Annotated in this window: 10 protein-coding genes and 1 pseudogene; 3 read left to right on the top strand and 8 right to left on the bottom strand. The window is 65.7% G+C overall.

The annotated features are described in order from the left end of the window. Window position 1 precedes the first annotated feature (1 nt). Entirely contained in the window at window positions 2–1318 is a 1317-nt protein-coding gene (locus tag ABIB90_RS11735; RefSeq protein WP_354200695.1) for an RNA polymerase sigma factor, read from the bottom strand. Continuing rightward, on the bottom strand, window positions 1315–1683 hold the full coding sequence (locus ABIB90_RS11730) for a YciI family protein (protein WP_007596340.1): 369 nt from the start codon (window positions 1681–1683) through the stop codon (window positions 1315–1317). Before ABIB90_RS11730 ends, ABIB90_RS11735 begins: the two co-directional genes overlap by 4 nt. 143 nt (window positions 1684–1826) lie before the next feature. Between ABIB90_RS11730 and ABIB90_RS11725 the strand changes: the two genes are divergently transcribed. Beyond that, window positions 1827–2792, top strand: coding sequence for a 2-hydroxyacid dehydrogenase (locus tag ABIB90_RS11725; protein ID WP_354168034.1), 966 nt, complete (start codon window positions 1827–1829; stop codon window positions 2790–2792). A 117-nt stretch (window positions 2793–2909) separates the two neighbouring features. Beyond that, window positions 2910–4876, top strand: a pseudogene (locus ABIB90_RS11720) (methyl-accepting chemotaxis protein). 142 nt (window positions 4877–5018) lie between these two features. Here the strand turns inward: ABIB90_RS11720 and ABIB90_RS11715 are convergent. Beyond that, on the bottom strand, window positions 5019–5663 hold the full coding sequence (locus ABIB90_RS11715; RefSeq protein WP_219681709.1) for a TetR/AcrR family transcriptional regulator: 645 nt from the start codon (window positions 5661–5663) through the stop codon (window positions 5019–5021). Between the two features lie 116 nt (window positions 5664–5779). Between ABIB90_RS11715 and ABIB90_RS11710 the strand changes: the two genes are divergently transcribed. Beyond that, window positions 5780–6424: a glutathione binding-like protein gene (locus ABIB90_RS11710; protein WP_007596345.1), complete on the top strand. Its 645-nt coding sequence runs from the start codon at window positions 5780–5782 to the stop codon at window positions 6422–6424. Window positions 6425–6474: 50 nt separating this feature from the next. Here the strand turns inward: ABIB90_RS11710 and ABIB90_RS11705 are convergent, their stop codons facing one another. Genes ABIB90_RS11705 through ABIB90_RS11685 form a run of 5 tightly spaced genes read right to left on the bottom strand, consistent with a single transcriptional unit; the run spans window position 6475 to window position 13200 of the window. Then, window positions 6475–7779: a TRAP transporter large permease gene (locus tag ABIB90_RS11705; protein ID WP_354168028.1), complete on the bottom strand. Its 1305-nt coding sequence runs from the start codon at window positions 7777–7779 to the stop codon at window positions 6475–6477. A 34-nt stretch (window positions 7780–7813) separates the two neighbouring features. Continuing rightward, window positions 7814–8407, bottom strand: coding sequence for a TRAP transporter small permease subunit (locus tag ABIB90_RS11700; RefSeq protein WP_354168026.1), 594 nt, complete (start codon window positions 8405–8407; stop codon window positions 7814–7816). 9 nt (window positions 8408–8416) lie between these two features. Then, entirely contained in the window at window positions 8417–9415 is a 999-nt protein-coding gene (locus ABIB90_RS11695; protein ID WP_354168023.1) for a TRAP transporter substrate-binding protein, read from the bottom strand. 39 nt (window positions 9416–9454) lie between these two features. After that, window positions 9455–11113 carry a hydantoinase B/oxoprolinase family protein gene (locus ABIB90_RS11690; protein ID WP_354168021.1) on the bottom strand — a complete coding sequence of 553 codons (1659 nt, stop codon included), beginning with the start codon at window positions 11111–11113 and terminating at the stop codon, window positions 9455–9457. A 2-nt stretch (window positions 11114–11115) separates the two neighbouring features. Next, window positions 11116–13200, bottom strand: coding sequence for a hydantoinase/oxoprolinase family protein (locus ABIB90_RS11685; protein ID WP_354200694.1), 2085 nt, complete (start codon window positions 13198–13200; stop codon window positions 11116–11118). Between the last annotated feature and the right edge of the window lie 10 nt (window positions 13201–13210).

Below are 13210 nucleotides of genomic sequence, written 5' to 3'. Positions count from 1 at the left end.
CCTACTTCACCTTGGCGCCTTCGACCTTCGCGCCCTGCCTGGCGCCGCCATTTGCGCCGTTCGGCTGGCTGTCGCGGATCAGGCGATCGAGATGCATGCGGATGTGAGCGGCTTCTGCGGACGTGTTGGCGAGGGCGATGGCGCGGTCGAAGGCGATGCGGGCTTCGTCGTTGCGGCCAAGCTGCATCAGGAAGGCGCCGCGCACGCCGTAGAAATGGAAGTAGTTGGCAAGCTTTGGCGCCAGCGGCTCGATCAGGTCGAGCGCGGCTTGCGGTCCGCGCACCTTGGAAACCGCGACCGCGCGGTTGAGCGTCACCACCGGCGAGGGCTGCACCACCTCCAGCGCGCCATAGAGCAGGTCGATCTGCGCCCAGTCGGTCTCCTCGGGCGTCGCCGCGCGGGCATGCAGCGCGGCGATCGCGGCCTGGATCTGATAGGGCCCGCTGCGGCGATGGCGTATCGCCTTGTCGATCAGCGCGAGGCCTTCCGCGATCATCGTGCCGTTCCACAGCGAACGATCCTGGTCGTCCAGTAGGATCAGCGAGCCATCCACGGCAAAGCGCGAGGCACTGCGCGCATGCTGCAACAAGATGAGCGCCGTGAGCCCCATGATCTCCGGCTCGCTCTGGAACAGCCGCAACAGCAGCCGCGCCAGCCGGATCGCCTCCTCGCACAGCGGCTTCCTGATTTCGGCGGTGTCGCCGCTCGCCGAATAGCCCTCGTTGAAGATCAAATAGATCATCGCGGCGACAACGGCGAGCCGCTCCGCGCGCTCGACCGCGCCCGGCGTTTCAAACGGCGTCCCGGCCTCCGCGACCTTGGCCTTGGCACGCGTGATGCGCTGCTCCATCGCCGCTTCCGACACCAGGAAGGCGCGCGCGATCTGCTTCACCGTCAGGCCGCAGACGATACGGAGCGCCAGCGCGATCTGCTGCGTCGCCGGCAGCCCTGGATGGCAGCAGATGAACATCAGCCGCAAAATGTCGTCGCGGTAGTGCGAGCCGTCGAGCCGCTCGGCGAGCGCGCCCTCGGCGTCGTCGAGATCGGAGATCGCTTTGTCGTCCTCCGGCAGCGGCTGCTGCTTGCGGGTGCGGCGCACCTCGTCGATCGCAACGTTGCGGCCGACCATGATCAGCCAGGCCGCGGGATCCCGCGGCGGTCCGTTCTGCGGCCATGTCTTCAGCGCGCGCAGGCAGGCGTTCTGGAAGGCCTCCTCGGCGGTGTCGAGATCGCGGAAATAGCGCAGCAGCGCGCCGACCGCCTGGGGGCGCGCCGAGGTCAGCGCGGTCTCGATCCAGGCGGTATCGGCCTCGCTCACGTCAGATTTCCTCCGGGCCTGAACACGCCCACGGGCCGCACCTCGTAGGCGCCGCCGGGATTGGCGGCGCCGAGGTCGCGCGCAACGTCGAGCGCCTCGTCGAGGTTTTTGCAATCGACGATATAGAAGCCGAGCAACTGCTCCTTGGTCTCCGCGTAGGGGCCGTCGAGCACCAGCGGCGGGTCCTCTTTACGCAAAGTCGCGGCCGCGGTGGTCGGCAGCAACCGCGCCACCGGACCGAGCCGGCCTTGGCTCGTGAGCTTCTCTTGCACGACGGCGAGCTTCTTCATCACGGCTTCGTCCTGGTCCTTGCTCCAGGAGCCGACGAAGTCCTCGTCGTGATAGCAAAGGATCGCATAAAGCATGGGCAGTACCTTCCCTGACCTCTTGTTTTGAAGACGATCCAATATGCCTCGCCCCGACAGGGCTGCGGAAAAAATTTGCAAGAAAAATCTGGAAGATCGTGCCAAGGAGGGCCCTCAAAAGCGGAACCTATAGAGGCACTCGAATGACCGTAGGCACACTGGCCGTCCTGATCAACAGCACGCAGCAAAACTGGCTGCCGGAGCGCTGGAAGGGCCGGTTCGACGCGGTCTGCGGCGGCCGCCGCGTCGTGCTGCTGCCCGATGCCGGGCTCGATCCGGCCGAGGTGCACTATGCCGCGGTGTGGAAGCCGGTGCCGGGCGACCTCGGCTCCTTCCCCAATCTGCGGGCGATCTTCAATCTCGGCGCCGGCGTCGATGCGCTGATGGCGGACAAGAGCCTGCCGAACGTGCCGCTCGTGCGTGTCGCCGTGCCCGATCTGACCGGCCGCATGACCGAATACGTCGTGCAGCACGTGCTGATGCACCACCGCCAGGAGCTTTATCTGCGCCAGTCGCAGCGCGAAAAGCGCTGGGAGCCGACCTATCAATGGCCGGCGAGCGCCGTCACGGTCGGTGTCATGGGACTGGGCACGCTCGGCGCCGACGCGGCCGATGTGCTGCGGCGGCTTGGTTTCCGCGTCGCCGGCTGGAGCCGCAGCCCGCGCACCATCGCGGGCGTCGAATGCTTCCATGGCGCCGGGCAGATCGATGCATTCCTGCGCACGACCGATATCCTCGTCAGCCTGTTGCCGCTGACGCCTGATACACACGGCATCCTCAACCGCGATGTCTTCACCAAGCTCAACCGCAAAAGCCCGCTCGGTGCGCCCGTGCTGATCAACGCCGGCCGCGGCGGCCTTCAGAATGAAGCCGACATCCTGGCCTGCCTCGACGACGGCACGCTGGGCGCCGCCTCGCTCGACGTCTTCGTGCAGGAGCCGCAGCCGGCGGACAGCCGGTTCTGGACCCATCCCAAGGTGCTGCTGACCCCGCACAACGCCGCCGACACCGACGCTGACGCGATCTCGGCCTATGTCGCCGAGCAGATCGCGCGGTTCGAGGCCGGTGGCGTGCTGGAGAACGTGGTGGACCGGACGCGGGGGTATTGAGACCTCACGTGCCATCGAGCCCGTAAAATCACTGATCGTCGGCCGGTATCCCGTTCACCCTCTCTTAGCGAGAAGTTGATAGGCGTTGTTAATCAACGCTCAACGAACGAGTCGGACATGCGCTTCACGCTCGGCCTCAGGATGCGGATCACGGTTGCGCTGGCGGTGACGGCGGCGGCGACCGCCCTGTTCGCCGTGCTCGGGGCGATGTGGATCATTTCCGGCATCATCGACCGCGCCGATCAGCGCGAGCTGCGCAGCCATTACGACGCGCTCCAGTCGCGAATTGCCGAGGAATCCCAGCGTGCCGCCGCCATGAGCGCCGTCGTCGCCGCAATACCGGCGACGCAGGACGCGATGGCCAAACAGGATCGCAACGCTTTGATCGGCCTGTTCGGGCCGGTGTTTGCCGCGACCAAATCGGAGTACGGCATCGAACAGTTCCAGTTCCATGTGGCGCCCGCGACCTCGTTCCTGCGCGTACACCAGCCTGCTAAATTTGGCGACGACCTCTCGGGCTTCCGCAGGACCGTGATCATGGCCAACCAGGAGCACAAGGTCGTGGTCGGCCTCGAGGGCGGCTTGGCCGGGCTCGGTATCCGCGGCGTGGTGCCGATCGCGCAAGCCGGCAAGCATCTCGGCTCGGTGGAGTTTGGCCTGACCTTCGGCCAGTCCTTCCTGGACGACTTCAAGACCAACCGCCATGTCGACATCGCCTTCCATCTCGCGGACGGCGGCGGCTTCAAGCTGTCGGCGGCACGCTGAAGGGTAAGAGCTTCTTCGATGCGGCCGATTACGGCCGCGCCGCCGGCGGCGACTTCACGATACGACAGGCCAAGCTCGACACCGCGCCGGTAGCGGCGCTGCTCGGGCCGATCAGGGATTTTTCCGGTAAGTCCCTCGGCGCGGTCGAACTGGTGATGGACAATGCCGACTATGTGGCCTCCGCCGACCGAGCCTGGCTGCTGGCATTCGGCATCGCCGCGCTCGGGCTCGTGCTCGCGGCCATCGTCGGCTATCTCATCGCCCGCAGCATCTCCCGTCCGATCATCTCCATCACCACCGTGATGCGCGAGCTGGCCGACGGACACCTCGATGTCACTGTCCCCGTCAGCAAAGCGAATGACGAGGTCGGCGCGATGGTCAAGGCTGTCGCGGTGTTCCGCGACAACGCCGTCAACTTCAACCGGCTCCAGACCGAACAGGCCGACACTAAGACGCAATCCGAAGCGGAGAAACGGCGCGCCTTCGCCGCTCTCGCCGACAATTTCGAAGCCAGCATCCGCGACGTCGTCACCACGGTCTCCTCGGCCGCGGTCGAGATGGAGAACACCGCGCGCTCGATGTCTGATATTGTCGAGCGGTCGCGGCAGCAAACCGGCACGGTGTCGTCGGCCTCGGCGCTCGCCTCGGAGAATGTGCAGACGGTTGCTGCCGCCGCGGAAGAGCTGTCGTCGTCGATGGCCGAGATCAGCCGGCGCCTTGCGCACGCGACCGCGGTAGTCGGCAAAGCTGCGAGCGACGGGCGACGGTCGAACGAGCGCGTGCAGAGTCTGGCCGACGCTGCGCAAAAAATCGGCGACGTCGTCTCCTTCATCAGCGGCATCGCCGAGCAAACCAATCTGCTGGCACTCAACGCGACGATCGAGGCGGCGCGCGCGGGCGAAGCCGGCCGCGGCTTTGCGGTGGTTGCCTCCGAGGTGAAGGCGCTGGCAACCCAGACCGCCAAGGCGACCGAGGAGATCGGCGCGCAGGTAACGGCGGTCCAGGGCGAGACCACCGGCGCAGTGGACGGCATCCAGTCGATCTGCGCCACGATCCAGGAGGTCGACGAGATCTCCGCCGCGATTGCCGCCGCCGTCGGCCAGCAGGGCACCGCGACGCAGGAGATCGCGCAGAACGTCCAGCAGGCAGCCGCCCGCACCGGCGAGGTCTCGCAAAACATCGCGGGCGTCACCGCCGGCATCGCCGCGACGGGAACAGCGGCTGAGGAAGTCCTGGGCTCGGCGATCGAGCTGTCGAAACAATCGCAGCGGCTGCGCGACGAGGTGGATCGTTTCCTGGCGCATATTCGCGCGGCGTAGGCGGGGCTACAAACTCAGTGTCGTCCTGGAGCTGCGGCGCGACGGCGGGAACTCCGAATCTTCGCCAAACCAGACTCGGTGGCTATGGGTCCTGGCTTTCGCCAGGACGACGTTTGGGAGATAGCTCGCGCCACGCAACCGCCTAGCTCTTTCCTCCCAGCATCAGGTCGATCGCCCCCTTCACGATTGCCTCGAGCTCCTTCCGCGACACACGCGCGCGGGAGCGGATGGCAATTGAGTGCACGGTCGCTGAAGCGAGCTGCGCCAGCACGGCGGGATCGGCGCTGTCGGGCAACTCGCCTTTCTCCTTGGCGCGGCGGAAGCAACTCGCAAATGCCTTGTCGAGCTCAGACAGGCCATCCAGCACCATGGCGCGGATGTCGGGATCGCCGACCGCCTCGGAGGCCGCCGTGACCACGGTGAAGCAGCCGCGCGGGCCGGTTTCGCCGGAAAGATAAATGTTCAGCGCGGAAGCGAAGATGCGCTCCAGCCGCCGGCGCACGGGCATCTCCTGGCGAAAGATCTCCACCATCGATGCGCGCGCTTCCTCGCGGTAGCGCTGATAGCTCTTGATGTAGAGCTCGCGCTTGTCGCCGAAGGCGCCATAGAGGCTCGGGCGATTCATGCCGGTGGCTTCGCTGAGATCGTCGAGCGAGGTCGCCGCGAAACCCTGCGTGCGGAACAGGTCGAGCGCCTTGCCAAGCGCGATGTCGGGTTCATAAGCGCGCGGACGGCCGCGGCGTTTAGGCTCCGTGGCAGCAGTTGGCGGCTTCGATTTTTGTACCATTTCGCAATTTAATCCTTGACCGCCCCCATAATATGCAAGACAGTACAAAAATCAATCTGGCCGGGTTGAGCGACACTCCGAAAGTCACATCGAAGAATTGCCCAAGGAGGCTCAAGATGGATCTTTATTTCTCGCCGCTCGCCTGTTCGATGGCGAGCCGCGTCGCGCTGTATGAAGCCGGCGCCGAAGCCAATTATCTCGAAGTCGATCCGCCGACCAAGACAGTGCTGAGCGACGGCACTGACTTCCGAACCGTGAATCCGATCGGCCTCGTGCCGACACTGCGCACCGACGAGGGCGTGGTGCTGACCGAAAACGCCGCGATCCTGCAATACATCGCCGACCGCTTCCCGCAATCGGGCCTCGGCGCTGCAGCGGGCATCGATCGCACGCGGCTGCATCAATGGCTCTGCTTCATCGGCACCGAACTGCACAAGGGCCTGTTCATCCCGGTGCTCGACCGCAAGGCGCCGCAGGAAACGAAAGCGTATGCGCTGGAGAAGAACCTGTCGCGGCTGGACTATCTCGACAATTACCTGAAGGGGCGCGACTTCCTGCTCGACCATTTCAGCGTCGCCGACGCCTATCTCATCACGGTCATCAACTGGACCATGGCGACGCCGCCGATCGAGCTCGCGAAATGGCCAAATGTGAAGGCCTATTACGAACGCCTGCGTCAACGGCCGTCGATCGCCAAGGCGATCGCGGAAGAGTTCGAGCTGTACAAGGCCGAGCAGGCGCGGAAGAAGGCCGCGGCGTAAGCTTTGACGATTGAGGCGCCGTCCCGGCTGAGCGGCCGGGGCGGCGCAATCTATCCGTACAGCACCCTCGGGAGGATCGTGACGATGCCGGGCCAGAGTGTCAGCAGCAGAACGAAGCCGACCATGATGAGCAGGTACGGCATCGTGACCCGCGCGATGTAGCCGAGGCCGTCGTCGGTCAAGCCCTGGATCACGAACAGGTTGAAACCAACCGGCGGCGTGATCTGGGCCATCTCGACGGCGAGCACGAGGAAGATGCCGAACCAGATCTCGTCGAAGCCCGCGCCCTTCACGATCGGCAGCACGATCGGCAGCGTCATCACGATCATCGAGAAGCCGTCGAGGAAGCAGCCGAGGATCAGGTAGAAGATAATCAGAACCACGATCAGCATTAAGGGCGATAGCCCCAAGCCTTTCACGAAGGCGGCGACCGCCTGCGGGATTCCGAGGAAGGCCGCGGCGTTGCCGAGGATCGAGGCGCCGAGCACGATCAGTGCGATCATCGAGCAGGTCACGACCGAGCCGATCAGCACGTCGCGGATCACCTGCTGCGACATCGAGCCCTGCGCCCAGGCGACCAGTGCCGCGCCGAGCACGCCGACCGCGGCGGCCTCCGACGGGGTGGCCAGCCCGCCATACATCGAGCCGAGCACGCAGGCGATCAGGAACAGCGCCGGCGCGAGGTCCTTCAGCGCCGCAAAACGTTCGCGCCACGGCACCTGCGAGAGCTTTGCCTCGGACTCCGGCACCAGCGTGCGGTTGAACGTCGTGTGCAGCATCACCCATCCCATGAAGGTGGCCGCCAGCAGGAGGCCGGGCAGCACGCCGGCGGTAAAGAGCTTGAGAATAGAAACGTCGCCGAGCACGCCATAGATGATCATGATGTTGGACGGCGGGATCAAAAAGCCGAGCGTGCCGGCGCCGGCGAGCGAGCCGATCGCGATGTCGCGGGAATAGCCGCGGCGTGTGAGTTCGTTGAGCGACATGCGGCCGATCACCTGAGTCGTCGCCGCCGACGAGCCGGAGATCGCCGCGAAGATGGTGCAGCCGATCACGTTCACATGCAGAAGACGACCCGGCAGGAGCCCTGCCCAGGGCGCGAGCCCCTGGAACAGCGAACGTGACAGACGGGTGCGAAACAGCAGCTCGCCCATCAGGATGAACAGCGGCAGCGCCAGCAGCTCCTGCGTCGTCAAGATGTTCCAGGCGTATTGCGGCAGCAGCTTGTCCAGCGGGATCGAGCGGAACATCGCCAGCAGCAGAGTCGCAGTGAGCGCAAGCGTCAGGCCGATCCATACGCCGCACGCCAGAAGCGCAAACAGGATCGCAAAGAGAGCAACGACTTCGATGGTCATGAAATGCGGTGTCCGCTGGCTGGCGCGTGGGCGATCATTCGACGGGCGAGGCCTTCATGCGGTGATCCTCCAGCGGCAGGCCGAGCACGGCCTGGATCGCGCGGGCCAGGAACTGGAGCGTCAGCAGCAACATGCCGAAGGTGACGACGGCCTGCGGAAACCACAGCGGAGTGTCGCTCGAGGTCGAAAGCTGGCCGCGCACATAGGCGCCGAAGGCGAACTTCGCCATCGAGGATGTCAGGAAGGCCATGAAGGCGAAGCCGGCGGCGGCCGACAGGATTTCGATCGCGCGCTGAAACGGGGCCGGGACGTTCTTCAGCAGCAGCACGACGCGGATATGGCCGCCGACGCGCAGGGTCATGGCGGCGCCGAAGGTGAAGGACGCCGCCATCAGATAGGAGGAATACTCCCACGCGATCGAGATCGTGGGCGGGAAGAACGGCAGGAAGTTCGAGAGGAAGCGCGTTGCGACCTCGCACAGCATCAGCAGCGTCAGCATCAAGAGGCAGCCGCCACCGATCCAGCCGTCGAGCCGTCCAAGACGGTCGATGCCGTCGAGCAGGATGCGCAGCGGCGCCGGCGCCGCTGCGTTGAGACTATGCGGAGCTGCGGGCGAAACGCTGACCACGGCCCGTCCTCAGCGCTTCATTTCGGCGAGATAGGCCCGCACCGGCTTGTCGGCCGCCGGCACGCGCTTGACGAAAGCGTCAAGCTGCGGCGCGGTTTTGGCGCGAATGTCCGTGATCATGGCCTCCGAGACCGGCACCACCTCCATGCCGCCTTCCTTGAGCCGGTTGAGGCTGTCGACGTCGGCCTTGAGCGAGTTCGCCCAGAAGCCCGGCTCCATCTTGGCGGCAATGCCCGCGACGAGCTGTTGCTGATCGGCACTCAGCGCCTTCCAGGAATCGAGGTTGACGGTGAGCATCTGCGACGACCAGACGTGATTGGTCGGGTAGATGTATTTCAAGAATTCCCAGAATTTTCCGTCGACGCCCGACACCGCCGAGGTCGATACGCCGGAGACTGCGCCCGACGCCAGCGCCGGGATGGTCTCGCCCCAGGGAATCATCACCGGCGCCATGCCGACCACGGCCAGCATGTCGACGGCGTTCTTGTCGGGCACGCGGATCTTGATGTTCTTCAAGCCGTCGACATCGGCGACCTTGACCTTGAGGTGCAGATACTGCGTCGGCCAGGGCACGATGTAGAGGATCTTCTGGTTGTTGCGCGCGGCGACCTTCTCGTATTCGGGCCGCACATATTTGTGCAGCACCTTCAATTCGTCCATGGAGCCGCAGAGAAAGGGAATGCTTTCGACGCCCATGAAGGGCTCGTCGCCGACCTGCTGGATGTTGAGGACGTCGGCAAGCGGCACCAGGCCGTCGCGCACGGCGCGCAGATGCTCGGGGCCCTTGAAGCCGAGCTGTCCGCCGGCCTTCACGGTGATCGCGACCGAGCCACCCGTCTGCTTCTTCACCTCGTCGGCGAAGGCAAACGCGTTCTGGGTGTGGAAATTGCCGTCGGGCCATACCGTCGACATGTCCCAGCTCACCGTCGCAGCTCGCGCGCGGGTCGAGATGTGGCCGGCTGCGAGCAGCGTCGCTGCGCCCGCGGTAAAAGTCCGTCGCGTGATCATTGAGCCCCTCCGTTTATTACGCGCACGACGCCTGAAGCGTCATCGCGTATGCCCATAAACCGCAACCGCGTTGTCGGCCGACACGAGGCCGCTTTCGATGTCGTCGTTGACGGCTGTCGGCGCGCGCTCCCTGGGATCGCCGATGCCGGCGCCGCCTGGTGTGAGCACCACCAGCCGATCGTCCGGTGGCACCTGCTGAAAGCCTTTTCCACGCAGCTTCTTGCCGGACTTCAGGCCGACATAGCCGGCCTCGCCGTTCTTGCCGCCATCGCGGCCGCGTGGCGGATGATCGATGCGGTCGAACGCCGCCAGAATGTCGAACGGCGCATCGACGCCGCTGCCGACCTCGATGATCTGGCCAAGGCCGCCGCGGGTGCGCCCTGCCCCTCCGGAATCCGGACGCAGCTCCTTGCGCCAGAAGATCAGCGGCGTCTGCGTCTCGGCGATCTCGACCGGCGTGCCGCGCACACCGCTGGGATAGGCAGTCGCCGACAGCCCATCCTTCGCGAAGCGCGCGCCGGTGCCGCCATTGGAGGTCACCGCCATCGAGAATCCGTAATTGCCGCCGGCACCCGAGCGGGTCTGGCCGCGCACGTTGAGATTCCACAGGCACGAGGTGCCTTCCGCGGGCACGCGCTCGGGAATGATCTGGCGCAGGCAGCCGAACACGACGTCGGGCAGCATCTGGCCGATGATGTGACGCGAGGCGACCGGCGCCGGCTTCGGCGCATTGAGGATCGCGCCAGGGGGAGCCGACACCGTCAGCGGCGAGAGCGAGCCGGCATTGTTCGGGATCTGGGAGGCGACGACGCAGCCGAGACCGAACACGGTGTAGGCGATGGTGTAGGACAGAGGCACGTTGATGCCGAACCTGGACGCGGCCGAGGTGCCGTCGAAATCGACGTGAATGCCCGCGTCCGAGATGGTCAGCGTCGCCTCAAGCGAGACCGGCGCATCATAGCCGTCGACCACCATGGTGTTGCGCCAGGTGCCCTTCGGCAGCTTGGCGATCTCAGCCAGCACGGCCTCGCGCGAGCGGTCGCAAATGTAGTCGCCGAGTGCGTCGAGCGTGTCGATGCCGAACTCGGTCATCATCTCGACCAGGCGCTCGCAGCCGACGTCGTTGCAGCCGGCGAGCGAGTAGGTGTCGCCCTCGGTGTCGATCGGCAGCCGCGTGTTGGTGCGGATCATCGCCATCAGCGTCTCGTTGACGACGCCCTGGTCGATCAGCTTCAGCATGGGGATGTAGAGCCCCTCCATGAACACGTCGGTGGCGTCGGGCCCGAAGCCGATGCCGCCGATGTCCATGAGATGGCTGGTGCAGGAAAACAGCGCCACCGGCTTGCCGTCCTTGAAGCAGGGCGTGGTGACGACGAAATCGTTGAGATGGCCGGTGCCCATCCAGGGATCGTTGGTGATGTAAGCATCGCCCTCCTTCATCGTCTCGATCGGAAAGTGGGCGATGAAGTGCTTGACCGATTCCGCCATCGAGTTGACGTGGCCGGGCGTGCCGGTCACCGCCTGCGCCAGCATCCGGCCCTTGAGGTCGAACACGCCGGCCGAAAGGTCACCGCATTCGCGCACGATCGGGCTGAAGGCGGTGCGGAGCAGCACCTGCGCCTGCTCCTCGACCACGGCGATCAGCCGGTGCCACATGATCTGAAGGTCGATCAGGCTCGCGCCGCTTGCCTTGCTCATGATCAGGCCGCCTTCCGTTCCATGACGATGCTGCCAGCACCGTCGATATGGGCATCAAAACTGTTAGAGACGAACGTCGAGGTCTCGTCCTCCGCGATCACGGCGGGGCCTGCAATCGTCGCGCCAGGCGCCATGTCCTCGCGGCGGTAGAGCGGGATCTCGATCACCTCCCCGGCCCTGCGATCGAAGAACTTGCGGCTGCCGGTCGCCTTCCCGGCGGGCTTGCGCGTAACGGCCGCGACAATAGCCGGATTGCGCGCCTCGGTCGTCGCGAGCACGGACCAGCTCAACACCTCGATTGCCGCACCCGGGATCGACCGCTCGAACATCGCCGCATAATCCGCCTCGAACTTCTGGCGCAGGCCGGCCAGGTCGGCCGTCGCCAACCGGCGGTTCGGCAGTTCGATCGAGATCTCATGGCCCTGGCCGACATAGCGCATGAAGGCGGCGCGGCGCTCGCGCACCGGCGCACCGGCCGCACCCGTCTCGACCAGCGCACGCGCTTCGGTCACCATCTCCTGGAGCAGGTCGGAAACACCATCGGTGTCGAAATCGTCGAGTCGGACATGACGGCTGCGCACCAGTTCATAGGCGATCGGAGCCGCAAGGAAGCCGACGGCCGAGCCGACGCCGGCATTGGAAGGGACGATCACGCGGGAGACGCCGATCTTCTCGGCGACGCGCGCCGCATGCAGCGGTGCCGCGCCCCCGAAGGCGATCAGCGTATGCTGACCGACAATCTCGCCGCGCTCGACCGCATGCACGCGGGCCGCACTCGCCATGTTCTCGCAGACGACCTCGTGCACGGCATAGGCCGCAGTCTCAGCCGACAGACCCAGCGGCTCGCCCACGGCGCGCAGCAGCGCCTGCTTCGATAGCTCAGGGTCGAGCTTGATCGTTCCACCCGCAAAAGCGTCGGGGTCGATCAGGCCGAGCGCAACGTCGGCATCCGTCACGGCGGGGCGCAGGCCGCCGCGGCCGTAGCAGGCGGGTCCGGGCTCCGAGGAGGCACTCTCGGGGCCGACCGTGACGCGCTTCATCGCGTCGACATGGGCGATCGAGCCGCCGCCGGCGCCGATCTCGACCATCTCGATCACGGGAATCCGCACCGGCAGACCCGAACCTTTCAGGAAGCGCGCGGCGCGATCGACCTCGAACACGCGCGAGGTCTCGGGCTGGTATTTTTCGATCAGACAGATCTTTGCCGTGGTGCCGCCCATGTCGAAGGACAGCACCTTGCTCTCGCCGAGACGCGCCGCGATCTGCGCCGCGAAAATGGCGCCGCCGGCCGGACCGGATTCGACGAGACGCACCGGAAAACGCCGCGCCGTCTCGATCGAGGTGACACCGCCGCCGGAGGTGACGAGATAGATCGCGCCGCGGTACTGCTCGACCTGCAGGGCGTCGGACATGCGGGCGAGATAACCATCGATAAGCGGCTGCACATAGGCGTTGGCCACCGCAGTCGATGTCCGCTCATATTCCCGGATCTCCGGGCACACCGCGGAAGACACGGTCACGGAAATGCCGGGCATCTCCTCGCTGATGATCGCGGCCGTGCGGCGTTCGTGCTCGGGATTGGCGTAGGAGTGCAGGAAGGCGACCGCGACGCTCTCGACGTTCAGCGCGCGCAATCTCGGCGCGAGCGCGCGCACCGCCGCTTCGTCCAGCGGGAGGCGGACGCCACCGTGGGCGTCGATACGCTCCGGCACCGTGAAGCGCAGGGACCGCGGCGCCAGCGGCTTCGGCTTGTCGATGCTGAGGTCATACTGGTCGTAGCGGCTCTCGGTGCCGATGTCGAGCACGTCACGAAAGCCCTCCGTCGCGATCAGCGCCGTCTTGGCGCCGCGACGCTCGATGATGGCGTTGGTCGCGAGCGTGGTGCCGTGAATGAAGACGTCGATGTCGCTGATATGCGCTCGCGCATCAGCGAGAATGAGCCGCATGCCGTCGAGCACCGCCTGTTCGGGCCGCTGCGGCGTCGTCAGCAATTTGCGCGTCTTGCGATCCTGACCCACGTCCAGCACGATGTCGGTGAACGTGCCACCGATATCGACGGCAAGCCGCACCTCGGCTCCCTCAAGCATTCCAAATTCT

Origin of the sequence: Bradyrhizobium sp. JR4.1 (genome assembly GCF_040548605.1) — a bacterium.
GTDB classification, from domain to species: Bacteria; Pseudomonadota; Alphaproteobacteria; order Rhizobiales; family Xanthobacteraceae; genus Bradyrhizobium; species Bradyrhizobium canariense.
This window is presented reverse-complemented; position numbering and strand designations above follow the sequence as displayed.